24 protein-coding genes and 1 riboswitch are annotated in these 24,918 nt (G+C 63.6%); of the genes, 12 read left to right on the top strand and 12 right to left on the bottom strand.

Annotated features, from left to right (window positions below):
- Positions 1-107 precede the first annotated feature (107 nt).
- Positions 108-1,001 carry a LysR family transcriptional regulator gene (locus ACPWMG_RS01110; protein ID WP_483302826.1) on the top strand — a complete coding sequence of 298 codons (894 nt, stop codon included), beginning with the start codon at positions 108-110 and terminating at the stop codon, positions 999-1,001.
- 7 nt (positions 1,002-1,008) lie between these two features.
- Here ACPWMG_RS01110 and ACPWMG_RS01115 read toward each other — a convergent pair whose 3' ends face one another.
- Positions 1,009-2,019, bottom strand: coding sequence for a 2-dehydropantoate 2-reductase (locus ACPWMG_RS01115; protein WP_483302827.1), 1,011 nt, complete (start codon positions 2,017-2,019; stop codon positions 1,009-1,011).
- Between the two features lie 71 nt (positions 2,020-2,090).
- A complete protein-coding gene (locus ACPWMG_RS01120; RefSeq protein ID WP_483302828.1) occupies positions 2,091-2,906 on the bottom strand; it encodes an aldolase/citrate lyase family protein in 816 nt (271 codons plus the stop codon).
- Between the two features lie 120 nt (positions 2,907-3,026).
- On the opposite strand from ACPWMG_RS01120, the gene radA reads away from it, so the two are divergent.
- The 8 genes from radA (at position 3,027) to ACPWMG_RS01160 (ending at position 11,040) form a co-directional block, all read left to right on the top strand.
- On the top strand, positions 3,027-4,397 hold the full coding sequence (radA, locus tag ACPWMG_RS01125) for a DNA repair protein RadA (RefSeq protein ID WP_483302829.1): 1,371 nt from the start codon (positions 3,027-3,029) through the stop codon (positions 4,395-4,397).
- Positions 4,398-4,485: 88 nt separating this feature from the next.
- Entirely contained in the window at positions 4,486-4,914 is a 429-nt protein-coding gene (locus tag ACPWMG_RS01130; RefSeq protein WP_483302830.1) for a glycerate kinase, read from the top strand.
- A gap of 58 nt (positions 4,915-4,972) precedes the next feature.
- Entirely contained in the window at positions 4,973-5,917 is a 945-nt protein-coding gene (locus tag ACPWMG_RS01135) for a branched-chain amino acid transaminase (RefSeq protein WP_483302831.1), read from the top strand.
- Positions 5,918-5,923: 6 nt separating this feature from the next.
- Complete coding sequence (locus ACPWMG_RS01140; protein ID WP_483302832.1) at positions 5,924-6,145, top strand: zinc-finger domain-containing protein; 222 nt, start codon at positions 5,924-5,926, stop codon at positions 6,143-6,145.
- 70 nt (positions 6,146-6,215) lie between these two features.
- Positions 6,216-7,244, top strand: coding sequence for a lipopolysaccharide heptosyltransferase II (gene waaF / locus ACPWMG_RS01145; RefSeq protein WP_483302833.1), 1,029 nt, complete (start codon positions 6,216-6,218; stop codon positions 7,242-7,244).
- Between the two features lie 93 nt (positions 7,245-7,337).
- Entirely contained in the window at positions 7,338-8,819 is a 1,482-nt protein-coding gene (locus ACPWMG_RS01150) for a protein adenylyltransferase SelO (protein ID WP_483302834.1), read from the top strand.
- A 98-nt stretch (positions 8,820-8,917) separates the two neighbouring features.
- Positions 8,918-10,564: a DUF342 domain-containing protein gene (locus tag ACPWMG_RS01155; protein WP_483302835.1), complete on the top strand. Its 1,647-nt coding sequence runs from the start codon at positions 8,918-8,920 to the stop codon at positions 10,562-10,564.
- Positions 10,565-10,632: 68 nt separating this feature from the next.
- The gene (locus tag ACPWMG_RS01160) at positions 10,633-11,040 is read left to right on the top strand and encodes a VOC family protein (RefSeq protein ID WP_483302836.1); all 408 of its coding nucleotides are present in this window, start codon (positions 10,633-10,635) and stop codon (positions 11,038-11,040) included.
- 31 nt (positions 11,041-11,071) lie between these two features.
- On the opposite strand, the gene proC is transcribed toward ACPWMG_RS01160, so the two are convergent.
- The 6 genes from proC to ACPWMG_RS01190 form a co-directional block, all read right to left on the bottom strand.
- Positions 11,072-11,908, bottom strand: a complete 837-nt coding sequence (gene proC / locus ACPWMG_RS01165; protein ID WP_483302837.1) for a pyrroline-5-carboxylate reductase — start codon at positions 11,906-11,908, stop codon at positions 11,072-11,074.
- Positions 11,905-12,624, bottom strand: a complete 720-nt coding sequence (locus ACPWMG_RS01170) for an ABC transporter ATP-binding protein (RefSeq protein WP_483302838.1) — start codon at positions 12,622-12,624, stop codon at positions 11,905-11,907. Before ACPWMG_RS01170 ends, proC begins: the two co-directional genes overlap by 4 nt.
- On the bottom strand, positions 12,621-13,448 hold the full coding sequence (locus ACPWMG_RS01175; RefSeq protein WP_483302839.1) for an ABC transporter ATP-binding protein: 828 nt from the start codon (positions 13,446-13,448) through the stop codon (positions 12,621-12,623). Before ACPWMG_RS01175 ends, ACPWMG_RS01170 begins: the two co-directional genes overlap by 4 nt.
- Positions 13,445-14,332 (bottom strand): branched-chain amino acid ABC transporter permease, encoded by an 888-nt coding sequence (locus ACPWMG_RS01180; protein ID WP_483302840.1) that lies wholly within the window; start codon positions 14,330-14,332, stop codon positions 13,445-13,447. Before ACPWMG_RS01180 ends, ACPWMG_RS01175 begins: the two co-directional genes overlap by 4 nt.
- Positions 14,325-15,218, bottom strand: coding sequence for a branched-chain amino acid ABC transporter permease (locus tag ACPWMG_RS01185; protein WP_483302841.1), 894 nt, complete (start codon positions 15,216-15,218; stop codon positions 14,325-14,327). The genes ACPWMG_RS01180 and ACPWMG_RS01185 overlap by 8 nt, the downstream gene beginning before the upstream one ends.
- Positions 15,219-15,326: 108 nt before the next feature.
- Positions 15,327-16,445 (bottom strand): ABC transporter substrate-binding protein, encoded by a 1,119-nt coding sequence (locus ACPWMG_RS01190; protein WP_483302842.1) that lies wholly within the window; start codon positions 16,443-16,445, stop codon positions 15,327-15,329.
- Positions 16,446-16,648: 203 nt separating this feature from the next.
- Between ACPWMG_RS01190 and ACPWMG_RS01195 the strand changes: the two genes are divergently transcribed.
- Together ACPWMG_RS01195 and ACPWMG_RS01200 are read left to right on the top strand one after the other, a co-directional pair.
- Positions 16,649-17,371 (top strand): GntR family transcriptional regulator, encoded by a 723-nt coding sequence (locus ACPWMG_RS01195; RefSeq protein WP_483302843.1) that lies wholly within the window; start codon positions 16,649-16,651, stop codon positions 17,369-17,371.
- A 108-nt stretch (positions 17,372-17,479) separates the two neighbouring features.
- Positions 17,480-17,571: riboswitch (cyclic di-GMP riboswitch) on the top strand.
- Between the two features lie 123 nt (positions 17,572-17,694).
- Positions 17,695-19,125 (top strand): hypothetical protein, encoded by a 1,431-nt coding sequence (locus ACPWMG_RS01200; RefSeq protein WP_483302844.1) that lies wholly within the window; start codon positions 17,695-17,697, stop codon positions 19,123-19,125.
- A 52-nt stretch (positions 19,126-19,177) separates the two neighbouring features.
- Here the strand turns inward: ACPWMG_RS01200 and mgrA are convergent, their stop codons facing one another.
- Positions 19,178-20,224 carry an L-glyceraldehyde 3-phosphate reductase gene (gene mgrA / locus ACPWMG_RS01205; RefSeq protein WP_483302845.1) on the bottom strand — a complete coding sequence of 349 codons (1,047 nt, stop codon included), beginning with the start codon at positions 20,222-20,224 and terminating at the stop codon, positions 19,178-19,180.
- A gap of 231 nt (positions 20,225-20,455) precedes the next feature.
- Between mgrA and hydA the strand changes: the two genes are divergently transcribed.
- Positions 20,456-21,910: a dihydropyrimidinase gene (hydA, locus tag ACPWMG_RS01210; RefSeq protein ID WP_483302846.1), complete on the top strand. Its 1,455-nt coding sequence runs from the start codon at positions 20,456-20,458 to the stop codon at positions 21,908-21,910.
- Positions 21,911-21,961: 51 nt separating this feature from the next.
- Here the strand turns inward: hydA and ACPWMG_RS01215 are convergent, their stop codons facing one another.
- From ACPWMG_RS01215 to ACPWMG_RS01225, 3 genes are all read right to left on the bottom strand, one after another.
- Positions 21,962-22,750, bottom strand: a complete 789-nt coding sequence (locus ACPWMG_RS01215) for a fumarylacetoacetate hydrolase family protein (protein WP_483302847.1) — start codon at positions 22,748-22,750, stop codon at positions 21,962-21,964.
- Between the two features lie 80 nt (positions 22,751-22,830).
- The gene (locus ACPWMG_RS01220) at positions 22,831-24,192 is read right to left on the bottom strand and encodes a sensor histidine kinase (RefSeq protein ID WP_483302848.1); all 1,362 of its coding nucleotides are present in this window, start codon (positions 24,190-24,192) and stop codon (positions 22,831-22,833) included.
- A gap of 8 nt (positions 24,193-24,200) precedes the next feature.
- The gene (locus ACPWMG_RS01225; protein ID WP_483302849.1) at positions 24,201-24,917 is read right to left on the bottom strand and encodes a response regulator; all 717 of its coding nucleotides are present in this window, start codon (positions 24,915-24,917) and stop codon (positions 24,201-24,203) included.
- Between the last annotated feature and the right edge of the window lies 1 nt (position 24,918).

Genomic DNA, 24,918 nt, shown 5'->3' on the forward strand with positions numbered 1-24,918 from the left:
TTCTCCAATGTTGGGGTGTTGAGAGGTACCGAAGATAAGCCGCCGCGCCGAAGGCATAAAGAGCCTGGACGTGCACACATAATGCACGCCATGGAAAGAATAACGCCATGGACCGCCTGAGCACGCTGCGCCTGTTTGTGCGTCTGGCCGATCTGCAAAGCTTCTCGGCCACCGCCAATGAGTTGAACCTCTCAGCCTCCGCCGTCAGCAAGGCCGTGGCCGATCTGGAAAAGACGCTGGGCGTGCGCCTGGTGCAGCGCACCACACGGCGCTTGGCGTTGACCGAGGCCGGCCAGCGTTACGCCGAGCGCGCCCACGGCCTGCTGCAAGCCATGGAAGAGGCCGATGCCGAAGCCTCGGGCGCGGCCTCAGCCGCCACTGGCCGTTTGCGTTTGAACATTCCCATGGCGCTGGGGTTGACCGACTTGGGCGAGGCCCTCACCGCTTTTTCTGTGGCGCACCCGCGCATCGAGCTGGACGTGGAGTTGGGCGACCGCCACGTCGACCTGCTGGCCGAAGGTTTTGACCTGGGCCTGCGCGCCACCACCGACCCCAAGGATTCGAGCTACACCGCGCAACGCATCGCCAGCTTTGCGCTGCACGTGTGCGCGTCGCCGGGCTATGTGCAACAACATGGCCAGCCCCAGTCGCCCGCCGACCTGGCCGACCACGCCTGTTTCGCCTATGCCTACGCCACGGCCGGTGCGCGCTGGCCGCTGCATTGGGATGGCGCCACCCACGTCAGCGTGCACCCGCGTGCGCGGGCCAACAACACCATGTTCTTGAAACGCTTGGTGCTGGCGCACCAGGGCATTGCGGTGTTGCCCGACTTTGTGGCGCGGCCCGAAATCCACACCGGCGCGCTGGTCGAACTGTTTCCCCAAGTAGCGCGCTCGGCGCTGGTGCTGTACGCCGTCTACCCCGAGCGCCGGCTGGTGCCGGGCAAGGTGTCGGCCTGTGTGGCGTTTTTAAAAGACTGGTTCGCCGCGCGCCAGGTTTGAACGGGGACTAAGCCGTTGGCTTGGGATATAGCCCATGCACCTGCGCATGCACCCGCGCCAAGCCAAACAGCGCATCGGTGTAGGGCGTGGCCACGCCGGTGATGGCGCCGAGTTCGCGCACCGCGTTCACCAGCGCATCTAGCTCCACGCTGCGTCCGGCTTCCACGTCTTGCAGCATCGAGGTTTTGAACGCGCCGAGTTTGCGCGTCACGGCGTGGCGGTCTTCTGGCGCCTGGTCGATCACGATGCCGAGCTTGGCGCCCACGGCCTTGGCTTCCAGCATCACGGCCGACACCAAGCCGCGCACCAGGTCGTCGTTCATGATCAGGTCGGTGGTGGCGCCGGTCATAGCGCTGATGGGGTTGACCGTCATGTTGCCCCACAGCTTGAACCAGGTGTCTTGCTGGATGTTCTCGGCCACCGGTGCCTCAAACCCGGCGCGCTGCAGCAGCGCCGCCAGCGCCTGCACACGCGGCGTGGTTTGGCCGCTGGGCTCACCGATGATGAGCTTCTGGCCGAAGTTGTGCTGCACATGGCCGGGGCCATTCAGCGCACAACTGGCGTGCACCACGCAGCCGATCACGTGTTGCGCCGGAATGGCTGCGGTGATCTCGCCGGTGGCATCTACTGACTTCAGCATGTGCCCTGCAAACTCGCCGCCAAAGCCTTGCAAGAACCACCACGGCACGCCGTTCATGGCGGTGAGCACCACGGTGTTCGGGCCAAGCAGCGGGCCGATCTGGCGCGCCACGTCGAGTAGTGCCGGGGCTTTGACGGCCACCACCACCAAGTCTTGTTCGCCCAGGTCGGCCGGGTTGGCGCTGGCTTTAACGGGCACGCTGCGGCTGCCGTCCTTGGTTTGCAGCCGCAGGCCGTGGGTCTGTAATGCGTCGAGTGTGGTGCCGCGGGCCACCACGCTGACTTGGCAACCGGCTTCTGCCAGCAGGGTGCCGATCCAGCCGCCAATGGCGCCGGCGCCGTAAATACACACACGCGAGAAGTTAGGAGTGGTAGACATGTCTTTAAGTCAAATAGGGGTTTCAGGCAATCTGCAAGAGCGCAAGCAGCTATCTTTAACAGAGCAAAAGATCAGTAGGTGCTGCCGCCGCGCGCGGCTTCAGGCAGCGTCTTGAACTTGGCCAGCAGCTCAGAAGCGGCGCGGGTCAACAAAGCGGTGTCGATGCCCACCGCCACAAACAGCGCACCCGCATCCAGCCACTTTTTAGCCTGCGCCTCGGTCGTGGCCAGAATGCCCGGCGCTTTGCCGGCGCGCAAGATGCGGGCAATGCCGTCTTCGATGGCTGCAGTCACCTTTGGGTGGTTGAGTTGGCCGGGGAACCCCATCGACGCCGACAAATCAGCCGGGCCTATGAACACGCCGTCCACGCCCGGCGTGGCCGCAATCGCATCCAGGTTTTGCATGGCCTCCACCGTTTCGGCCTGCACCAGCAGGCACACCTGGCCGTTCGCCTCGTGGATGTAGTTGGGATAACGCTGCCAGCGCGAGGCGCGCGCCAAACCTGCGCCCATGCCGCGAATGCCTTCTGGCGGGTAACGCATGGCCTGGGCCAACTCGGCGGCTTGTTCGGCGGTGTCGACCATGGGCACCAGCAGGGTTTGCGCGCCCAGGTCGAGGTATTGCTTGATCAGCGAGGTTTGGCCCACCGGCAGGCGCACGATGGGATGCGATGAGGAGCCTGCGCTCGCGGCGCTGGCGATGCCCTGCAGTTGCGCCAACACATTGCGCACGTCATTGGGTGCGTGTTCCCCGTCCACCAGCAGCCAGTCGTAGCCCGTGCCGGCCAAAATTTCGGCGCAGTAGGCATCGGCCAGGCCCACCCACAGGCCAATTTGGCTGCGGCCTTGTTGCATGGCTAACTTGAAGGGGTTTTGGGGGGTTTGCAAGTCTTGTCTCCTGGCAGGGCTGATGTCGGCTGGGGTGCCGCGTTGATGTGAATTGATTCTATTGATTGCGCCGCCAGCGTGCCCGGCCCGCCGGTAAAGGGCGAGCCCTACACTTGGGTCATGGCCAAAGAAAAAACAATCTACACCTGCAACGAATGCGGCGGCACCACGCCCAAGTGGCTGGGCAAGTGCCCGCATTGCCAGGCCTGGAATACGCTGGTCGAGTCGGTGGCCGAAACGGCAGCGCCCAGCAAAAACAACCGCTTTGCCGCTCTGGCCAAAACCGCTGAGGTGATGGCCCTGGCCGATATTGAAGCCACCGACATGGAGCGCACGCCCACCGGGCTGGACGAGCTGGACCGCGTGCTCGGCGGCGGCATTGTCGAAGGCGGTGTGGTGTTGATTGGCGGCGACCCCGGCATTGGCAAATCGACCCTGCTGCTGCAGGCGCTGGACGCGTTGCAACGCGCGGGCCAGAAAACGCTGTACGTCACCGGCGAAGAAAGCGGCGCGCAAGTGGCCTTGCGCTCGCGCCGCCTGGGCATCTTGAACAGCCAGGTGCAGGTGCTGGCCGAAATTCAGCTTGAAAAAATTCTGCACACGCTGCAAAGCCACCGCCCCCATATCGCGGTGATCGACTCGATCCAAACCGTTTATTCCGACCAGCTCACCTCGGCCCCCGGCTCGGTGGCGCAGGTGCGCGAATGTGCGGCGCACCTCACCCGTGCGGCCAAGGCCAGCGGCGTGGCGATTGTGCTGGTGGGCCACGTCACCAAAGAAGGTGCACTGGCCGGCCCACGCGTGCTGGAGCACATGGTCGACACCGTGCTGTACTTTGAGGGCGACACCCACAGCAGCTTCCGCCTGGTGCGCGCCATCAAAAACCGCTTTGGTGCGGTGAACGAAATCGGCGTCTTCGCCATGACCGAAAGCGGCCTGAAGGGTGTGAGCAACCCCAGCGCCATCTTCCTGAGCCAACATGCCGAGCCCGTGCCCGGCAGTTGTGTGATGGTCACGCTGGAAGGCACGCGCCCGCTGCTGGTGGAAATTCAAGCCCTGGTGGACACCGGTGGCCCCAGCCCGCGCCGCCTGAGCGTGGGGCTGGACAAAGACCGCCTGGCCATGCTGCTGGCTGTGCTGCACCGCCACGCCGGCATTGCGTGTATGGACCAGGACGTGTTCGTCAACGCCGTGGGCGGCGTGCGCATCAGCGAGCCGGCGGCCGACTTGGCGGTGCTGCTGGCCATCACCTCCAGCCTGCGCGGCAAACCGCTGCCCAAAGGTTTCATCGCCTTTGGTGAAGTGGGCTTGGCTGGTGAAGTGCGCCCCGCGCCGCGCGGCCAGGAGCGCTTGAAAGAAGCCGCCAAGCTGGGCTTCAGCGTGGCTGTGGTGCCCAAGGCGAATGCGCCGAAAAAGCCGATTGAAGGCCTGACCATCCACGCCGTGGAGCGTGTGGAAGAGGCCATGGAAGTGGTGCGCGGGCTCACCTGATCCAGGGTTTCACTGCAGGGTTTTCATGGGTTTTGCCCTACGCAGTGCCCACAAGCCGGGGCTTTCAGCAGGCTGCGAAAATGCGCGCATGAATTGGAAAAATTTTGTCTTCCCCTTGATCGGCGTGGTCATGCTGGTCGTTTCGTTTCAACGTTTTGGCTGGATGGGCGTGGCCGCTGTCACCGGCGGCCTGGTGATGTGGGCGCTGCTGCACATCAACCGCACCATGCAAGTGCTCAACCGTGCGGCTGAATTTCCGGTGGGGTTTGTAGCGAGTGCGGTCATGCTGAACGCCAAACTCAAGCCCGGCGTGAACCTGCTGCACGTGATGGCCATGACGCGCTCGCTGGGTGAGCCGCGTTCGCCCAAAGATACCCAACCCGAGATTTTTCGCTGGACCGATGCCACGCAGTCGCACGTGACTTGCGAGTTTGTAGACGGCCGACTGGCCAAGTGGGTGCTCGAGCGGCCCGCCGAGCCTGCAGCGCCGGTGGAAGACACTCCCGTCCAGCCGTAGAATTCAAGACTCACCGAAATTCGAAGCCGAACCCGGGCAGAACTAAAGGACAGATTGCATGAGCCTCATCCCCCCAGCTCCCTCCATGGCCGACCGCGACGGCAAAATCTGGATGGACGGCCAAATGGTCGACTGGCGCGACGCCAAGATCCACGTGCTGACACACACCCTGCACTACGGTTGCGGCGCGTTTGAGGGCGTACGCGCCTACAACACCGTCAACGGCACGGCGATCTTCCGCCTGGAAGAGCACACCGAGCGCCTGTTCAACAGCGCCAAGATCCTGCGCATGAAGATCCCCTTCACCAAGGAAGAGGTCAACGAAGCGCAAAAAGCCGTGGTGCGCGAGAACAAGCTGGAAAGCTGCTACCTGCGCCCCCTGACCTGGATCGGCTCGCAAAAGCTCGGCGTCAGCCCCAAGGGCAACACCATCCATTTGATGGTGGCGGCCTGGGCCTGGGGTGCCTACCTGGGTGAAGACGGCATGAAGCGCGGCATCCGCGTGAAAACCAGCAGCTACACGCGCCACCACGTCAACATCACCATGACGCAAGCCAAGGCGGTGAGCAACTACAGCAACTCGATTCTGGCCAACATGGAAGCGCTGGACGACGGCTACGACGAAGCCCTGCTGCTCGACGCCTCTGGCTTCGTGAGCGAAGGCGCTGGCGAAAACGTGTTTGTGGTGAAGAACGGCGTGGTCTACACGCCCGACTTGTCGGCTGGTGCCCTGAACGGCATCACACGCAACACCATCATGCACATCGCCAAAGACCTGGGCATTGAAGTGGTGCAAAAGCGCATCACGCGCGACGAAATCTACATCGCCGACGAAGCCTTCTTCACCGGCACCGCCGCTGAAGTCACGCCCATCCGCGAACTCGACCGCGTGGAAATCGGCGCCGGCTCGCGTGGCCCCATCACCGAAAAAATCCAGGCTGCGTTCTTTGACATCGTCAACGGCCGCAATCCCAAATACGCCCACTGGCTCGCCAAGGTCTAAAACAATATGAGCACCACCACGAGTAGCAAAGCAACGGTTGAGTTGTTAGCCAAAGACCTGAACCACCAAGGCGGCGTGTTCTGCCCCAGCCCCAAGGCCGACATGAAGCTGTGGAGCGGCCACCCCAAGGTGTACTTGGACGTGGGCCGCAGCGGTGCCGCCAAGTGCCCTTACTGCGGCACGCTCTATCAGTTAAAAGCTGGTGAGCATTTCGGCGGCGGCCACTAAGTTTGGCCTGGGCCGGGCACCTTGTGCCGGGCCCTTTATCTTTCTGTTCTTCTTCTGAACTGAACCCCGCGTGGCTTCTACTTCCTTGATCGTCGCGCCGCAGTGGATTGGCGACGCGGTCATGACCGAGCCGCTGATGCGCCGCCTGCACGCGCGTGGCGAGCAGCTCACCGTGGGCGCCTTGCCCTGGGTGGCGCCGGTGTACCGCGCCATGCCGCACGTGCACGCGGTGGTTGAATTCCCGTTCCGCCACGGTGGCCTGCAATGGCAGGCACGCCGCGCCATGGCTCAACAACTGCGCGGCCAGTTCGACAACGCCTACGTCTTGCCCAACTCGCTGAAGAGCGCGCTGCTGCCGTTCCTGGCCGGCATCCGCCGCCGCGTGGGCTACTCGGGCGAAAGCCGCGTCGTGCTGCTGAACGAACGCCTGGCCAACCCCAAGGGCGAACGCCCGCCGATGGTGGCCTACTACTCGGCGCTGAGCGGCGAGGGTGCCATCAGCGATCTGGTGCAAGACCGTCCGCACCTGCAACTGCCCGAGGAGGTGGTGGCGCAAGCCTTGCAGCACCTGGGCGTGGCGCGGGGCAGCTTTGCTGTGTTCGCCCCCGGTGCCGAGTTTGGCCCGGCCAAGCGCTGGCCGGCCACACACTTCGCTTCACTGGCCGCGTCACTGGCGGCGCAAGGTGTACCGGTGTTGCTGCTCGGTTCGGGCAAAGAAAACGCGTTGTGCGAAGAAATCGCCGCGCCGGTGCTGGGGCAGCACCCCGGCAGCGTGCAAAACCTGGCCGGCAAAACCACGCTGGAACAAGCGCTGTCGGCCATCTCGGCGGCCAGGTTTGTGGTCAGCAATGACTCGGGCCTGATGCATGTGGCCGCAGCGTTTGGCGTGCCGCAGGCTGCCGTGTTTGGCTCCAGCAGCCCCTTGCACACGCCGCCGCTGAACCCGCTGGCCAGCGTGTTCTGGCTGAAGAACGACCCGAGCTACCAGCCGCCGCTGGACTGCGCGCCGTGTTTTCAGCGCACCTGCCCGCTGGGGCATACGCGGTGTCTTGTGGACGTGACACCCGAGCGGGTGTTGCAAGCGTTGGTGCCTGCGTAAGCCCTGACAAGTAGCGCCGTCATCCACACTGGCGGACAATCGGCGGCAACTCTTCCAAGGCTTTTCAAAGGGCCGTTTAAAAGGCTATTTGCCATGACCGCTATGCCCGTCAGCTTCCCGTTCGACAACACGTTTGCACGTTCCCTCGACGGCTTTTTTGTGTCCTGGTTGCCCGAGCGTGTGCCTGCGCCGGCCATGGTCAAGTTCAACCGCGCACTGGCCACCGAGTTGGGGCTGGATGCTGCCGCGCTCGACAGCCCCGACGGCGCAGCCATCTTCGCCGGCAACCAAGTGCCCGAAGGCGCTACGCCATTGGCCCAGGCCTACGCCGGTCACCAGTTTGGCGGCTTCTCGCCGCAACTCGGCGATGGCCGGGCGCTGTTGCTGGGTGAGGTCATCGACATCCACGGCCAGCGCCGTGACATCGCGCTCAAGGGCTCTGGCCGCACGCCGTTCTCTCGCGGTGGTGACGGCAAGGCTGCACTTGGTCCGGTGCTGCGCGAGTATTTGATGGGCGAGGCCATGCACGCGCTGGGCATTCCCACCACGCGCGCCTTGGCTGCGGTGACGACGGGCGAACAAGCCAACCGCGAAGGCCTGCCGCCCGGTGCCGTGCTGGCGCGTGTGGCCGCCAGCCACATCCGCGTGGGCACCTTCCAATACTTTGCCGCGCGTGGCGACACGGACAAACTGCGCCAACTGGCCGACTACGTGATCGCACGCCACGACCCGGTGGCGGCCCAGGCTGACAACCCTTACCTGGCGCTGCTGGTCGGTGCCAGCGAACGGCAAGCGGCGTTGATTGCCAAGTGGATGGCCGTGGGCTTCATCCACGGCGTGATGAACACCGACAACATGACGCTCTCGGGTGAAACCATCGATTACGGCCCGTGCGCTTTCATGGACGCCTACGACCCGAGCACCGTGTTCAGCTCCATCGACCACCACGGCCGCTACGCCTACGGCAACCAGCCACCCATCGCGCAGTGGAACCTGGCGCGCCTAGCCGAGGCTTTGTTGCCCCTGGTCGATGCCGACCGCGACCGCGCTGTGGCGGCCGTCACCAAAGTTCTGCACGCGTTCCCGGTGCAGTACGAACAACGCTGGCTCGGCGAAATGCGAAAGAAGCTCGGCTTGGTGAGCGAACATGCCGACGACCTCGTTTTGGTCAACGACTTCCTGGCCCTGCTGCAAGCGCAGGCCGTCGACTTCACCCAGGCATTCCGTGGCCTGGGCGAAACCGTAGACAGCCCAGCGCACGCGCGCAACCTGTTTCTCGACATCGCCGCATTCGACGCCTGGGCCAGCCGCTGGCACAAACGCCTGGCGCAAGACGTGGCGACGCCCGGCTCGCGCGCTGCGGCCATGCAGCAAGTCAACCCGGTCTACATTCCGCGCAACCACAAGGTCGAAGAAGCACTGACGGCGGCGGTGGAACGGGGCGACTATGCACCTTTCGAGCAACTGCTGGCGGTGCTGAGCCAGCCGTTCACGGCGCAAAACGAATGGCTTGCCTACGCACAACCCGCCACCCAGGCGCAGGCCCATGGGTACCAGACGTTTTGCGGGACTTGAGGGAACGTGCGTGATGGATAAGTCGCAGGGGTGCAACACGCTCCTCAGTACGACTTCGTAACCATACAATGTAAAGACAACAACGGAACGGCTTCCTCATGTCAGATCCAGAGGGCCCCGAAGGCGCCCAAAAAAGCAAAGTGTTGAGAGAGGGACTGACGCTGTCCGAGCAGGGCATACGCGTGACGGCGCACATCACGGCGGCGGAAAACCGTGCGCCGCTGACCGCTAAAGCTGTGCGCGACGTTCTTGAACAGTCAGGTTTTGGAGACTGGGTGGTGCTGGACGACAGCGTCGACCTGTTGGTCGAGCGCTGGAGCGGCGACCCGGCTGAATTCCAGGTTGAAGTTGCCGAAAAGCGCGATGCCGCAGTAGCCGTGAATATTGCGGCAGACGCCGCCATGGCCTGGCTGCAGGTTTCGCCACCACGCGGTGGCAAGAGCCTGTTGGGCACGGACGTGGCCGAGGCCATACGCCAGGCCGGGGTAGTGTTTGGTATTGATGAAAACGCCATTCCGCAAGCCTGCGCTGCGCTGATGCCCGTCAAAATCGAACTGGCCACCCAGAGACCCCCCCTCAAGGGCGCGGACAGCACATTCGAACTGCTCATCCAGACGGTGGCCGAGCGCGCACCCAAGGTCAATGAAGACGGTCTGATCGATTTTCGCGAGATGGGCGATATTCCCTTCGTCCAGCCCGGCACGCCGTTGATGCGCCGCCACCCCGCGACATTGGGCGTGGCCGGCTGCGATGTGCGTGGCAACCCTGTCACCCCGGCGCCGGGCATCAACACACCCTACGCCAACACGCTCAAGGGTGTGCGCTTCGCCTCCGACGACCCGGAGTTGCTGGAGGCCGACACCAAAGGGCAGCCCGTGCTCGTGGAAAACGGCATGCTGGTGGAGGATGTGCTGTCGCTTGAAAAGGTGGACATGGACACCGGCAACGTCAGTTTTGACGGCAGCATCCAGATCAAGGGCGACGTGGTGGCCCACATGAAGATCAAGGTCACGGGCAACATCGTCGTGCGTGGCACGGTGGAGGCTGCCGAGCTGGAAGCCGGTGGCGATATCCAGATCGGCAGCGGCATCATCGCCCACTCCAAGGTCAAGGCGGGTGGCTCGGTTTCGGCGCGTTTCGTGGAGAACTCCGAGGTCTCGGCCGGCACCGTTATTTCGGTGGACGACATGGTGCTGCAAAGCGAACTGCAGGCGCTCAACCAGGTCATCGTTGGCATCAAGGCCCAAAAGCGTGGCCGCATTGTCGGCGGCACCACGCGCGCCATGATGAAGGTGCATGCCCCGCAGATTGGGTCCGAAGAGGCCAGCGGCTTGACCACGGTGCAGGTGGGCAACAACCCCATTCTGGAAGCCGAACTGGTCGAGATTGAGGTTCAGATCGCCAAGGCCGAGACCGAGCAGGCCAATCTGAAAAAGGTCGTCCAGCATCTCAAGACCAATGGCGACAAGAACCACCAATTGCCGCGCGCCCAGGCGGCCTTGCAGAACGCTTTGCAGGTCTGGGGCGCACGGCTGGCGGAAAAGCTCAAGATCGAGGGAAAACTGGCGCTGTTCCAGGGGGCGGCAGTCGAAGTCAGCCGCGGCGTTGAAGGCTCGGTGGTGCTGATCTTCGGCAAGCGCTCACGCCGCCTGCAGAAGTCTTACGAGGCGGGGGCCTTCAAGTTTGATCCCGGTGGCCACATCGTGTTTGTCGACTCACAGGGGACGTCCACCAACGTCGGCTGAATCGCCGGGACCGTCTGCGCGGCATCACGCACACATCACGCAGAAATCAAGCACTAAAGGGAGGTGTCATGGATCTTTTGGTCAACATCGACGTCGACAACCTCCCCCGCGCCATCGACTTCTACACGCAAGCGTTCGATCTCCATGTGGGCCGCCGCTTTGGTGAAAGCGGGGTGGAATTGCTGGGCACCTCGGCGCCCATCTACCTGCTGGTCAAAGCCGCCGGCACCTCACCCTTCGTGCACGCGCCGCATGGCCGTGACTATGGCCGGCACTGGACTTCGGTGCATTTGGATTTTGTGGTGCCGAACATCGATGCAGCCGTCGCCCGCGCGGTGGCGGCAGGAGCGCGGTTGGAGCAACCTGCCAAAGCCAGCAACTGGGGCAAGCTGGCGCTGCTGGCCGACCCATTTGGTAACGGCTTTTGCCTGGTGGAGTTTGTCGGGCGCGGGTACGACGAGATTGCTTCGTCTTGAAGATGAGGCGCTGCGTCACGCCCGGCCCACCTTAACCCTTGCCCGTCCCAAACTCCTGCGACATTTCTTCCGCACGCCGGTGTGCAGCCCACATGGCGCGCATGATGGCGGGTTGCAAGCCCTCATCCACCATGCTGCTGATGGCGGCAAAGGTGGTGCCGCCTTTGGATGTGACACGTTCGCGTAGCGTCGCCAGGTCTTCACTGGAGGCGGCGGCCAGGGCGGCGGCACCTTCCATGGTGCCCAGGGTCAAGGTGCGGGCCTGCTCTAGCGTCAGGCCCATCTCCAGCCCGGCGGCGAGCATGCTCTCCATCCAGTAGAAAACGTAGGCCGGGCCGGAGCCCGACACAGCCGTCACCGCGTCGATCAACCGCTCTTCTTTCACCCACAGACACTGCCCGGTGCTGGACAGCAACCGGTCGATGCGGACGCGGTCGTCGCTGGACACGCTGGCCGGGGCATACAAGCCGGTCATGCCCTGGCCGATGAGGGCAGGCGTGTTGGGCATGGCACGCACCACACGGTCGTTGCGCAGCCAATCTTGCAGCACCTGCACCGGAATGCCGGCGGCCACGCTGAGGTGCAGCGCGTGCTGCACAAACGACGCCACCTCGCGCGCCGCTTGCTCAAACTGCTGCGGCTTCACGGCCCACACCACCAGATCGCAGGTGCACAGCGCGTCGTCGGCCGAGGCGGCGGGTTCGATGCCAAAGCCGCGCCGCAGGGCCTCGCGGGCGGTTTCAAATGGCTCGACCACGTGGATATGGTGCGCGCCAAACCCTTGTTTGACCAGGCCGCTGATCAGCGCCGTGGCCATGCTGCCGCCACCAACGAAGGCGACGCGCTGAGCTTGCGTTGTCGGGCTCATGCGGCCCTCCCGCCCAGGTACAGCTCGCGCACTTGCGGGTCGGCCATCAAGGTGGCGGCGTCGCCGGTCAAGGCCACGCTGCCCATCGACAACACGTAGGCGCGGTCGGAGATGCGCAGGGCTTCCATGGCGTTTTGCTCCACCATCAGAATGGTTACGTCTTCTTGTTTGCGCACGGCCTGGATGGCTTCGAATACTTCGAGCAGCACCTTGGGTGACAGGCCGGCCGAGGGCTCGTCGAGCAGCAGCAGGTGCGGGCGCGGCATGAGCGCGCGGGCCAGCGCCAGAATCTGCCGCTCGCCACCCGACATGGAGGCCGCTGGTGCGTTGAACTTCTTCGCCAGGATGGGATAGAGCGTGCACAGTTCTTCCCTGCGCTGTGCGGCGTCGGTCTTGGCCATGTAGTGGCCACCGACCTGCAGGTTCTCGCGGATGGTGAGCGCGCTGAACACGTTTTCGGTCTGCGGCACAAAACCCACGCCGCAGTGCCGCACCTTGTGGTGGGCGGGCAGGCGCGAGACGTCTTTGCCGCTCAGCGTGATGCTGCCGCTGCGCGGCTGCAAAAAGCCGACGATGGTTTTCAGCAACGTGGACTTGCCGCAGCCGTTGGGGCCTAGCAAGGTGACGATTTCTTTGCGCCGCGCGTGCAGGGTCATGCCGCGCAGAATGTCGACCTCGCTGGTGTAGCCGGCGACGACGTGTTGGACTTCGATCATGCGGTCTCCAGTTCAGCTTTTGGGGAGTGCGCGACGGCCGAGCCACCAGATCCGCCAAGGTAGGCTTGCAATACCCGGTCGTTCGAGGCCAGTTCGCTGGGCGCGCAACTGGCCACGATGTGACCCCGGTCGAGCACCACACAGCGCGTGCACACCTCGCGGATGAAATGCATGTCGTGCTCCACGATCACCAGCGTCATGCCCTTGGTGTTGAGCTTTTGCAGCGCGGTGACGATGTCCCGGCGCAGATTGGGGTGCACGCCGGCGGTGGGCTCGTCAAGCATCAACAGGCGTGGCTCGGCCATCAGCGCGCACACAATGCCCAGCAGCTTTTTCTGCCCTCCCGACAAGGCCGAGGCCGGCAAGTCACGCACGTGCGACAGCAGCAGTTGGTCCAGCAGGCCGGTGGCTTTCTCGCGCGCTTCGGCTTCGGCGAAGCGCGTGTCGGCAGTACCCATCAGCGTGCCCCAAAAGCCGTGGGCGCGGGTGGAGGCAGCCATGGCCACTTCGATCACCGACATCTTTGCAGGCATGGACGGCAACTGGAAGGTGCGCGCAATGCCCGCTTGTACGATGCGGTGCGGCGCCAGCTTTTCGATGCGCTGGCCGTTGTAGACGATCTGGCCGTGGTCCACGGCTTCAAAGCCGGTGGTGGTGTTGAGCAGCGTGCTTTTGCCCGAGCCATTGGGGCCGAGCAGGCCGACGACTTCACCGGGGGCGATGTCAAAGCTCACGTCCTGCAGCACTTTGTTGCCGCCGAAGGCCTTGGCGACGGACGTGACCTGCAGCAGCGCTGGGGTCTTGGAGTTTGAATGCGTGTTCATGCGATCTTTCGCAGTTTTTCGGGCACCAGGCCTTCGCTGCGCCACATCAGGCAGGCCAGCAGAATGAGGCCGATCAGGCCCAGGCGCAGTGCGCCGGCAAGGTCGGTGCCGAATTGGAAGTAGTCCTTGGCAAAGGGCACGGCGGCGTAGGCGGTTTGCACCAGCAGCACACCCACCAGCACGCCGGCGGTGTTGCCCAGGCCGCCGATCATCAGCATGGTCCAGAGCAAAAAGGTTTCGGACGCGAGCATGTAGTCGGGGCCGACGAAGCTCATGTAGTGCGCGTACAGCGAGCCAGCCAGCGCGGTGAGCGCAGCGCTGCCGAGGATGGCGCGGGTCTTGAGCGAGCGCAGGTCGTAGCCCATGCAGGCGGCGAGCTGCGGTTCTTCACGCATCAGGCGCAGGGCGCGGCCAAAGCGGCCATTGCCCAGGCGGCTGCACACCAGCGCAAACGCCGCCACCATCACCAGCACCAAGGCTAGGAAGGCGAGCGAGCCGCTCTGGCGCGTCATGCCGTCGAACGGTGAAGGAATGGCCGCAATGCCGTTGGCGCCGCCGGTCAGCCAGCCTTCGTTGGTGGCCACGGTGCGCAGGATTTCGGCAATGGCCAACGTGGCAATGCCCCAGTAGTCGGACGCCAGCTTGCGGCCCAGGCGCGCGATGCACCAGCCCAAGACCATGGCCGCCATCACGCCAAAGGCTGCACCCGTCAACGGTGACCAACCTGCTTGGATGGCGATGCCGGTGGCGTAGGCGCCCAGGCCGGCAAAGGCGATGTGGCCAAAGTTGAGCAGACCGGCGTAACCGGCTTGCAGGTTGAGCGCCAAGGCCATGAGGCCGTAGATGCCCGCCACCGTGAGTGATGAGATGAGGAAATCAAACACGGCGCACCTCCCGGTCGAACAGGCCGTAAGGCTTGAACAGCAAAGCCAGCAACAAAATCAAGAACGATGCGGCGCTGATGTAGGCCACGGGCAAGAAAGCCATGTCTTGGCCGACGAGCCAGCCGAAGTTGGCGTTGGTGACCACGGTTTCCGTGAAGGCGATCAGCACCGCCCCAGCCACCGCGCCCATGGGGTTGCCCAGGCCGCCCAGAATGGCGGCGGCAAACACCGGCAGCAGCAAGTCGTGCCCGAGGTTCAAGTGCGCGCCGGTAGAGAGGGCCAGCATGCTGCCGCCCAAGCCCGCAACGGCGCCGCTGCCAAACGCCACCAGGTGCGTGATGCTTTCCGAGTGCAGGCCAGAGGCAGCGGCCAGTGCGGGGTTGCTGGACAACGCCCGCATGGCGCGGCCGGTGCGGGTGAAGAACAGCAGCAGCGTGAACAGCACCAACAGCACGAGCGTCGTGCCGACGAAATACAGCTGGGTGTGCGACAAGCGCGCCGAGCCGATGACCACGGCGCTGCCCATCGGCAGATTAAACATGCGCGGGAACGAGCCCGCAATGCCTTGTGCAAACGCCACGGCCAGCATGGCCACGGCGAGCGAGCCGATCATGGCAATGGCAGGGCCGCCGCGCAGTAGGCGGCGGAACACCAAGAGGTGGAGCACCAGCGTGAGCATGCCGGTGATAAGGCAAGACAGTACGATGGCGCCCACCAGTGGCACCCCAACAGCGTGCAACGCGTAGGTGACGTAGGCGCCGAGCATGGCGTACTGCACGTGGGCGATGTTGGGAAACTTGACCAGCCCGTACACCATGCTCAGACCCAGCGCGATCAGCGCCAGGTCGGAGGCGCGCAGGAGCGTGTCGACCAAAAATTGAAACATGGAAGAAGAACTTATGAAAAAGCGGCCCGTGGAGCCGGGCCGCTAGGAGAAGCGTGAGAAGTGGTGATGAGACGTGATGAGTCGGCGGGCATCAGCGCGCCGAATCGATTAGCGCGGCACCACCTTGCCGTCGAACTTGAGCTTGGCGTAGGGTGGATCGATGCGCTGGCGGTTGTCGTCCAGCGCGATCGGGCCGGTCACGCCGACATAGCCGCCCTTGCCGATCTCTTTGAGCGCGGCTTGCACGGCGGCGGTGTCGGTGGACTTGGCCTTGTTCATGGCGGCGGCGGTCAGCAGCACGGCGTCGTAGGCATAGCCGGTGTACGAGGTCTTCATGCCTTCCTTGTATTTGGCGGCAAAGGCATCGGCGTAGGCCTTGCCGGCGTCGCCGTAAACGCTGCCGACTTCCATGCCGAGTTGGCCTTTGGCGATGTCGGCCGGCGTGTCTGACAAGCTCATGCTGATCAAGATGGCGTACCAGGGCTTGGCGCGCAGGCCGAGCTCCATGGCTTCGCGGTTGACCACAGCGGACTCTTGGCCATAGGCCGAGTAGATGTAGGCATCGGGTTCGCTGCGCGCCATCTGCTGCAGTTCGCGGCGGTAGGTCGACTGGCCTTGGGTGTAGAGCAGTTCGGTGACGATCTTGCCGCCGAGCTTTTCAAACTCTTCCTTGAAGCCGTGCACCACACCTTGGCCGTAAGCGTTGTTCGGGGCCAGCAGCGCCACCTTGCGGTAGCCCAGGGCCCAGGTGTCGGCGGCAGAGAACTTGTTGCCCAAGTTTTCCAGGCCGATGAGGTTGAACGAGGTGGCACCCAGGTCGCGGATCTTCACGCTGGTGCTGGCAATGTTGATGTGCGCCACGCCTTCCTTCACCAGGTACTGCGCCATGGGCAGGGTGATGCCGGACGAATATTCGCCGATCACCACTGGCACCTTGTCCACGCTCACCAACTTGCGTGCGGCGTTCAGGGCGGTGGTGGCGTTGCCGCCCGAGTCTTCGACGATGACGTTGAACTTCTTGCCGAGCACGCCGCCCTTGGCGTTGACGTGTTCCACGGCCAGCGCAACGGCGCGGCGCACGTCTTCACCCACGGTGGCGTTCGAGCCGGTCAACGACAAGACGGCACCCATTTGAACGGTGTCCTGGGCGTGCGCCACAGGTGCGAGGGAGCAGAGCGAAAACAACAACGGCAGCGACAGAAGCACAGGACGAAGGCGAGCGTTCATAAGGTTCTCCGGCAGAAAAATATCCAAGTTAATAAATTTGGTAGCCAAATTTTGTATCTTTGAATCCAATAGATACAAAATTGGATCCAATTATAATCAGCGGTCACCACACGAAGTCAATACCGAATCCAATGAACGACTTGGGTGTGCCATCCATGAACCACAGGGTTCAATAAAGGCACATTCCGGTGATAAGGTGCAGCATGGCGATTACCAAAGGGCAGCAGCCCGTCCACCAAACCATCCGCAGCGTGTTGCGCGCGGAAATCCTCAGCGGCGTGTTACCAGGGGGTACGGCGTTACGCCAAGACACGCTGGCCACGCGTTTCGGCGCGAGCCGCATCCCCGTGCGCGAGGCCTTGCGGCAGCTTGAATTCGAAGGTTTGGTGATCCACCAGCAAAACCGTGGCGTGACCGTGGCGCGGATGACGGTGGAGCAAATCTGCGAACTGCTCGACATCCGCGTTGCGCTGGAATGCCATGCTGCGAAGCTGGCTGTGCCCAACATGGTGGAGCGCGACTTCGAGGCGATGGACCAGATTCTGGACGCGTACCAGGCCTCGACCGATGTCTCCGAATGGGCCGAATACAACCGCCGGTTTCACCTGGCGTTGTCGGCCCCGGCGAACAACCGCCGCCTGCGCCGCTTGATCGAAGAGTATTGCTTGAACACCGACCGCTACACCCACGTCGCCATGTCGGTGGCCACTGGCAAAGACCACCCGCAAGCCGACCACCGCGCCTTGGTGGCCGCCTGCCGTGCGCGTGATGTGCCCACCGTGGTGGCACTGCTGGAGCGGCACATCATGGACACGAAGCGTGAGCTGATGGCAAATGCTCGCGCCGCATCACATGATCGGCACGCCGACGATGCCAGCCTGGCGTCGCTGGCGACGACCGAGGCGGTGTCGGTGGTGCTGGATTGAAGCAACCGTTCAAGCCGTTGTGGGCATGTGAATTTGTTCCGCAATCGACGCACCAAATAGTGCACGAATGCATGCCTCCGGTGTGAAAGTTGTAACAACAACGTTACTATCGACACTGGGCATACCCTCTGAAAAGAGGCGACGCAAAGCCACCACCTAAAGACGCTTTCATCGGCGTCCACGGTAGCGGGGCTGCAGGGCGCATCGCGCCCTCACGCATGAAACCAAGCCCGTTGCCATCCTTTGGCCACGGGTTTTGTTTTGGCGCCGTCGAATGCCCGTTGATTTGAAATGTCGGTCCTTCATTCACGGAGCTTTTCTTCATGCCTTTGACCCTTGGTCGTGCCTTCAAGCTTTCTGCGCTCGCCGCTTCCCTGAGTCTTTCCGCCCTGGCCTACGCGGCCCACCCGCTGGACTTCCTGACACCCGAGCAACGGGTGTTCATGATGAACAAATTCCTGCAGTCGCAAGAAGAATTGAAGACGCGCCCTGGGCAGGCCGGTGCAGTTGACGGCAGTGGCGCCGCGCCCTTGACGACCGAGCAACGCGTGAAGCTGTTGAACTGGTTCATGACCGGCAAAACCGGTGATGAACCTGTGGCCGCTGCGGCGCCTGCGCCAGTAGCCGTTCCCGTTCCCGTTGCCGCGCTCGCGTTGGCCTCGGCCATTCAAACCCAGCAGCCCGTGGCGCTGGCCGCGCCGCAGGTACAAGCCGTAGCGCCTGTGGCCGAGAAAGGCGAAGCGGATCTGGCCGCCGCCATGGACAAGTGGCCCGCGTTGGCGCAAGGCGTGAGCTTCGAGCGTTTCCGCGACGGCTTTGCCATCGATGGTGCGCGTTACCTGGACCCTAAAGGCCGCATCACCTCCTATGGCTTTGACGCCAGCACCGGCGACTTCACCTACCTGGCACAAACCGGCGCGGGCCAGTTCGTGCTCAAGAGCGGCCGCGCGGCCAATGGTGCCGAACCGATCGAGATTGCCAAGGCCGAATCACGCGGCGGCATGTGGACTGTGGTGTCCGCCACGGGCAAGAAATTTTCGGGCAAGCGTTTGATTCCGCTGGCGCGGGGCTTCATCGTGGCGCGCGACAACACCGGCTACCGCTACGTGCCGGGCAAGGGCATGACCTCATTTGCTGCGCCTGAAGCCTTCTCCATTGCGTCGCTGCAAAGCGGCAACGTGTCGGGCACCGGCTACCTGCTGCTGGAGCGCAACCCCGAGCAACAGGCCGGCGCCGGCAATAGCCTGGGTGCGCTGATCGGCAGCGTCAAGGCGCTGGGCAGCACGCTGGGCATGACGCGCAAGGACGACTACGCGCTGCTCAACATAGACAACCGCAAGCTGGTGCCCATCAACATTGCGATGGAAGACAAGCAGGTGCAGGTGATGAGCGCCTGCCGCCAGCGCAACTTCCTCATGGCTGAATGCCAGCACATGGATTCGTACGAGAGCCTGTTTCAAGCCAACGGCGCGCCCAACATGACGCACTACTTCTGGCGCATCAACTGGTTCAACGCTGGTGGCCGGGCGATCCTGGTGTCGCAAGAGGGTGGCCTGACACAAGTGGTGGCAGCCGACCTCGACAGCGGCAAGAAAACCCCGCTGTTCGAGCGCGCCATGGGCATCGCCTCGTTCACCGCCGTGCAAGGCAAGGACGGCAAGATCGCCGTCACGGCGCAGATGGGCTTTAGTTCAGAGAAGAAGGAAGACGTGTTGACGCTGCTCGACGCCGCACCTGTGGTGGCTGCGAAATAACGCCATCCAGCCGGGCATCGCTGAGCGGTGCCCGGCGTTGTGTTGCTATGCCTTAGGCCAACTGCTGGTCCGTCGAAGGACGTTGCCAGAGGTTGAGCCCGCCATCCACGGCGTGCAAGTCAATCGCCGCCAGCTCTTCGGCCGTGAAGTCGGTCTTCTTCAGCGCGCCCACCAGTTCGGTGATCTGCTCGGGACGGCTGGCGCCAATGAGTGCGGACGTGACACGCGTGTCGCGCAGCACCCAGGCCACGGCCATCTGCGCCAGGCTTTGGCCACGGCTGGCGGCGATGTCGTTCAGCGCTTTGACGCGTGCGATGTTCTCGCTGCTCAAATGGTCTTGCTTGAAACTGCCGCCGCCGGGGCGGTTGATGCGGGCATCGGCCGGCACGCCGTTCAGATACTTGGTGGTCAACAGGCCTTGCGCCAAGGCGCTGAAGGCGATGCAGCCGGTGCCGGTCGATTCGAGCGTGTCGAGCAGCTCGCCTTCCACCCAGCGGTTGAGCATGTTGTACGAAGGCTGGTGGATCAGGCACGGCACGCCCATCTCGCGCAGCAGCGCGGTGGCTTCACGGGTTTTGCCGGCCGAGTAGCTCGACAACCCCACGTACAAGGCCTTGCCCTGTTTTACGGAGGAGGCCAATGCACCCATGGTTTCTTCGAGCGGAGTGTCGGGGTCGAAGCGGTGCGAGTAGAAGATGTCCACGTAGTCCAGGCCCATGCGCTTCAGACTTTGGTCCAGGCTGGAGAGCACGTATTTGCGCGAGCCGCCGCCTTTGCCGTAAGGGCCGGGCCACATTTCGTAGCCAGCCTTGGTGGAGATCAGCAACTCGTCGCGGTAGGGGAGGAAGTCGCGGCGCAGGTGCTCGCCAAAGTTGATCTCGGCCGCACCGGCGGTGGGGCCGTAGTTGTTGGCCAGGTCGAAATGGGTGATGCCCAGGTCGAACGCTGTGCGCAGCATCGCACGTTGGTTCTCAAACGGCGTGGTGTCGCCAAAGTTATGCCACAGGCCTAGTGTGATGGCGGGCAGCTTGAGCCCGCTTCGCCCGCTGCGGCGGTAGGCCATGGTGTCATAACGGTTGGCGGCGGCGGTGTACGGCATGCGGGTGTCTCCTGCAGGTGAATGGAATGTAGTCAATTCATTCTAGGGAGCGCGTTTTCCACCTGCGTGACGGCTCGTGCAAAGCCGTCTGCCCCGCAGGGGTTCAGCCTCGAAGGCGAGCGCTGCATTTGCGCAGGGCCGAGATCAATATCAGTTCATTGGCACGGCGTTTGCGTGATCGGCCGTGTGCCGACGCCACTGTCCACATAAGTTAAACCATTTTGCTTTTCCATGCCCACTGAAACCACTGCTGCCGCCATTTTTGATCTGGTGATCCGTAATGCCCAAGTCGCCACTGCGAGCGACTTGTTTACCTGCGACATCGGCATCTGTGGCGGGCGCATTGTGCAAATGGGCCTGGATTTGCCAGGCGGCGCCGAAGAGATTGACGCGGCCGGCAAGGTGGTCACGCCGGGTGGTGTGGATGCCCACTGCCATCTCGACCAACCCATGGAGCCACCGGTGCGCATGGCCGACGGTTTTGATACCGGCACACGCTCTGCTGCTTGTGGCGGCACCACCACCGTGATTCCGTTTGCGGCACAGGCCAAAGGCCAGTCGCTGCGTGCGGCGGTTGAAGACTACCAGCGCCGTGCCGAAGGGCAGGCGCACGTGGACTACGCTTTCCATTTGATCGTGAGCGACCCCACGCCCGAGGTGTTGCAGCACGAGTTGCCTGCGCTGATTGCCGAGGGCTACACCTCGTTCAAGATCTACATGACCTACGACGACCTGCGCCTGGACGACGGGCAGATTCTGGACGTGTTGTCAGTGGCGCGCGAGCACGGCGCCATGGCCATGATCCACGCCGAAAACGCCGACTGCATTGAATGGCTCACGCGCCGGCTTGAAGCCGCTGGCCGTACCGCACCGCGCTTTCATGCCCATTCGCGGCCCATGCTGGTGGAGCGTGAAGCCACGCACCGCGCCATTGCGCTTTCTGAATTGGTGGACGTGCCGATTCTGATCGTGCACGTGTCGGGGCGCGAGGCGGTGGAGCAAATCCGCTGGGCGCGTGCGCTCGGCTTGCAGATCTTGGCCGAGACCTGCCCGCAATACCTGTTCCTGACGGCCGAGGATTTGGGCATTGACGACAGCTACCACGGCGCGCGCTGTGTGTGCAGCCCGCCACCGCGCGACAAGTCCAACCAGGAGGTGATCTGGAACGGCCTGGCCGATGGCCTGTTCACCGTGTTCTCTTCCGACCACGCGCCCTTTAAATACGACGCGCCGGGCGGCAAAAAACCAAACGGCGAAGAAGTCGCTTTCCGCCACATTCCCAACGGTATTCCGGGCCTGGAAACGCGTTTGCCATTGCTCTATTCAGAAGGCGTTTTGGCTGGCCGACTGTCGATCCACAAGTTTGTGGAACTCACGTCAACCAACCCGGCCAAAGCCTACGGTCTGTTTCCGCGCAAAGGCACGCTCGCCATCGGCAGCGATGCCGACCTGGTGATCTGGCGCCAGGCGGCGCATACCATTCACAACAGCACGCTGCACCACGACGTCGACTACACGCCCTACGAGGGCACGGAACTGAAGGCCTGGCCTGCTCTCACGTTGATGCGGGGCCGAGTGGTGTGGCGCGACGGTGTGTTCCATGACGCCAAAGGGTTTGGGGAACACCTGGCCTGCAGCCAACCATCTTTGTTGCCTGCGCAGCGGCCCATGCCCCCAGCCTTTTGACGCAAACTGGTTGCCCTGGCGGTGTTGCCGGGCCCTGGTGTTGCCGAATGATCAGTTCAGCGTGAGGCTGGCTTCGCCAATGCCAGGGAACACCGTGCGCACCGTGCCGGGCGCATTGAGCTTCAACAGACCGCACCAACTGCCGGTGGTGATCACAGTACCTGCGGGCACGCTGCCAAAGCGCTCGGCCACATGGCGCAGCCAAAGCGGCACCACCCATAGCGGGTCAACGGTGGGGTGCGAACCGGTATAGAAACCATGCTCGCCCTGGGCTTTGCCATCGACGTAGACCTCGCAGGTCTGCGCCGCCCACGCGCCTTCGCTGCGAGCGGTGAAGGGCTGCCAGGTGCCCAGCGTCAGGGCGCCATGCACTTGCATATCGGCGGTGCGCAGCAGAGGCGCCACGTCGGTGATCTGTTGCCAGCGACTGTCGACCAGTTCAATCGACACGGCCATGCCGTCGAGCACATCGGCTAGGTTGGCCACGGTGATGCTGGCGGCTTGTTCGGTGTTGACGGTTTGACCCACGCGCACGGCCACCTCGGCTTCGATCGCATGCATGAAGTGGCCGTTCCAAGACCTGGTGGCGGGTGAGGCTTGCACGCCATCGGGCGGCAGTGGCGCGTGGTTGGCGGGGCTGCTGGTATTGGGGGCGCCGCCTTTCCAATGCTGCGGCACCGCGTCTGGAAACCAACCCAGTGTGGCGGCCACGGCGTCTTGCACGGCGTAGGCGGTGGCGATGTCGGGCACCACGGTGTCCCACCCTGTGGCGTCCAGCGGCGTATGCGAGCGGCGGGCGGCGGCCAGAGAAAGTGCCAACGAGAGCACGGATTTTTCCATGTCAGAACCTTTGAGGAACAATGCGCAAGTATCAACTGCGCAGATCAAAAAAAAGGGCCCGCACGATGCGGGCCCAGGGGTCAGGCTTGGCGCGGCAGGTCGATCACAAAACACGCGCCGCCGCCCTCGCGGCCTTCGCAGCGCACGCTGCCACCATGGCGTTCGGCAATCGACTTGACCAGGGCCAGTCCCAGGCCAACCCCGCCATCGCGTTCGCTGGCGCCGGGCAGGCGGTAAAACGGTTCAAAAATGCGGTCACGTAGTTCTGCTGGCACACCCGGGCCACGGTCAAAGACGCGCAATACCGCGTGATCACCCGTGGGTTGCAGCGTGGCCGTGACCGGGCCGGTGGTGTAGCGGCGCGCGTTTTCCAGCAGGTTGCGCACGGCGCGGCGCAGCAGCTTGGTGACGCCGTGCACGATGACCGGGTGGCCGCCGGTATCGTCGCTTTCATTCACCAATTCGGCATCGGGGTCGGGGTTGGCGCCGGTCACAAAGCCCGCGCCGGTGCGTGCGCATTCTTCGGCTACCAGGCCAATCATGTCGACCTCTTCGACTGTGCCGAGGTCGCTTTCATGTGCATCAAGGCGGCTGGCGAGCAAGATTTCTTCGATCAACTCATCGAGTTCGCCGATATTGCGTTTGATCTCGTTCTTGGCAGAAGAGCTGCCGTCACCCATCAGCTCCAGTCCCATGCGGATGCGCGCCAGGGGCGAGCGCAGTTCGTGCGAGGCATTGGCCAGCAGCGATTTTTGCGACTTGACTAGGCTTTCCACGCGGTCGGCGGCATCGTTGAAACGTTGTGCCAGCACACCGGCTTCGTCGTTGCCTTTGATGGGTACGCGCACCGATAAATCGCCCTGGCCCCATTGGTCGACGCTGCGCTGCAGCGATTCAAGCCGACGCGTCAGGCGGCGGATGATGGGGTACATGGCCAGCGCCATTGCCACCCCCACCAGACCCAGCATCCAGAAGAAGCCAAACGGTGGGCGGTTCCACTGCGCACGCGGCGGACGTGGCAGGTGCACCAGCAGGTGTTGGCCATCGGCCATGCGCACCACGAACTCGGGGCCACGGGTGTAGGCCGGTGGCGGCGGGGGCAGGTCGGGGTCGATGTTCGGCAACAGGCCGCCTGGGCCATGGGGCCCGGGGCGGGTGATGTCGCGGTTTTCGTCGGGGCTGGAGGGCACCGGTGTGGCGTCAGCCTCTGGGCCCTCGTCTTCTGGGTTGTGGCCACGGCGTGAGATGCCCTGGCCGATGATCTGACCCGCATCGTTGCGCACCACAAGATCGCGCAACGGTGGGTCGGTGGCGGCGCGCCAGGCCCAGCCCACCAGAATGGTCAACACCGCCACGGCCAGCAGCACCGCCAGCCAGATGCGCACATACAAACGTTGCAGTACGGCGGGCAGGGCGGCATGGCCCTCGGGTGACTTGGGCATCGGGGCCCTTAATCTTGCTGTTTAGCGAACACGTAACCCGCGCCGCGTACGGTGACGATGCGTTTCGGGTTCTTCGGGTCGGCTTCAATGGCGGCGCGGATGCGGCCCATGTGCACGTCGATGGAGCGGTCAAAGGCTTCGAGCTCGCGGCCACGCACAGCTTCCATGATCTGGTCGCGCGACAACACGCGGCCGGCGCGCTCGGCCAGGGTCACCAACAGGTCGAACTGGTAGGCGGTGAGGTCGCAGGGTTGGCCGGCTACGGTCACGGCGCGGGCATCGCGGTCGATTTCCAGCGAGCCAAAACGCAGCGTCTTGGCGTTGGCCGGTGCGCCTTCCACACGGCGACGTAGCACGGCGCGGATGCGCGCGAGCAGTTCGCGTGGCTCAAAAGGCTTGGGCAGGTAGTCGTCAGCGCCGAGCTCCAGGCCGATGATGCGGTCCAACGGGTCGCCCTTGGCGGTGAGCATCAGCACGGGAATACGTGCAAGGTCGCCATCGGCCGCGCGAATGCGGCGGCACACTTCCAGGCCGTCCATGTCAGGGAGCATCAGGTCGAGGATCACCAAGTCGGGCCGTTGGCCGGAGGGAGGCTCTTCCAGGTGTGTCAAACCGGCTTGCGCGGTAGCACATTCGGTCACGGTGTAACCCGACAAACCCAGGTACTCACCCACCATGTGGGAGAGGCGGGTGTCGTCTTCAATCATCAGAAGTTGTGCGCTCATG

The sequence above is a fragment of the Hydrophilobacter chitinilyticus genome (genome assembly GCF_049860745.1).
In the GTDB taxonomy this organism is placed as follows: Bacteria; Pseudomonadota; Gammaproteobacteria; order Burkholderiales; family Burkholderiaceae_C; genus Rhodoferax_B.

Coding starts and splice junctions, on each gene's coding strand:
- radA (WP_483302829.1), top strand. CDS start 3,027: ATGGCCAAAGAAAAAACAATCTACACCTGCAACGAATGCGGCGGCACC.
- proC (WP_483302837.1), bottom strand. CDS start 11,908: ATGAGCCCGACAACGCAAGCTCAGCGCGTCGCCTTCGTTGGTGGCGGC.
- ACPWMG_RS01190 (WP_483302842.1), bottom strand. CDS start 16,445: ATGAACGCTCGCCTTCGTCCTGTGCTTCTGTCGCTGCCGTTGTTGTTT.
- ACPWMG_RS01215 (WP_483302847.1), bottom strand. CDS start 22,750: ATGGAAAAATCCGTGCTCTCGTTGGCACTTTCTCTGGCCGCCGCCCGC.
- ACPWMG_RS01130 (WP_483302830.1), top strand. CDS start 4,486: ATGAATTGGAAAAATTTTGTCTTCCCCTTGATCGGCGTGGTCATGCTG.
- ACPWMG_RS01225 (WP_483302849.1), bottom strand. CDS start 24,917: ATGAGCGCACAACTTCTGATGATTGAAGACGACACCCGCCTCTCCCAC.
- ACPWMG_RS01220 (WP_483302848.1), bottom strand. CDS start 24,192: ATGCCCAAGTCACCCGAGGGCCATGCCGCCCTGCCCGCCGTACTGCAA.
- ACPWMG_RS01155 (WP_483302835.1), top strand. CDS start 8,918: ATGTCAGATCCAGAGGGCCCCGAAGGCGCCCAAAAAAGCAAAGTGTTG.
- ACPWMG_RS01195 (WP_483302843.1), top strand. CDS start 16,649: ATGGCGATTACCAAAGGGCAGCAGCCCGTCCACCAAACCATCCGCAGC.
- mgrA (WP_483302845.1), bottom strand. CDS start 20,224: ATGCCGTACACCGCCGCCGCCAACCGTTATGACACCATGGCCTACCGC.
- ACPWMG_RS01160 (WP_483302836.1), top strand. CDS start 10,633: ATGGATCTTTTGGTCAACATCGACGTCGACAACCTCCCCCGCGCCATC.
- ACPWMG_RS01150 (WP_483302834.1), top strand. CDS start 7,338: ATGACCGCTATGCCCGTCAGCTTCCCGTTCGACAACACGTTTGCACGT.
- ACPWMG_RS01170 (WP_483302838.1), bottom strand. CDS start 12,624: ATGATCGAAGTCCAACACGTCGTCGCCGGCTACACCAGCGAGGTCGAC.
- ACPWMG_RS01185 (WP_483302841.1), bottom strand. CDS start 15,218: ATGTTTCAATTTTTGGTCGACACGCTCCTGCGCGCCTCCGACCTGGCG.
- ACPWMG_RS01175 (WP_483302839.1), bottom strand. CDS start 13,448: ATGAACACGCATTCAAACTCCAAGACCCCAGCGCTGCTGCAGGTCACG.
- ACPWMG_RS01200 (WP_483302844.1), top strand. CDS start 17,695: ATGCCTTTGACCCTTGGTCGTGCCTTCAAGCTTTCTGCGCTCGCCGCT.
- hydA (WP_483302846.1), top strand. CDS start 20,456: ATGCCCACTGAAACCACTGCTGCCGCCATTTTTGATCTGGTGATCCGT.
- ACPWMG_RS01140 (WP_483302832.1), top strand. CDS start 5,924: ATGAGCACCACCACGAGTAGCAAAGCAACGGTTGAGTTGTTAGCCAAA.
- ACPWMG_RS01135 (WP_483302831.1), top strand. CDS start 4,973: ATGAGCCTCATCCCCCCAGCTCCCTCCATGGCCGACCGCGACGGCAAA.
- ACPWMG_RS01110 (WP_483302826.1), top strand. CDS start 108: ATGGACCGCCTGAGCACGCTGCGCCTGTTTGTGCGTCTGGCCGATCTG.
- ACPWMG_RS01115 (WP_483302827.1), bottom strand. CDS start 2,019: ATGTCTACCACTCCTAACTTCTCGCGTGTGTGTATTTACGGCGCCGGC.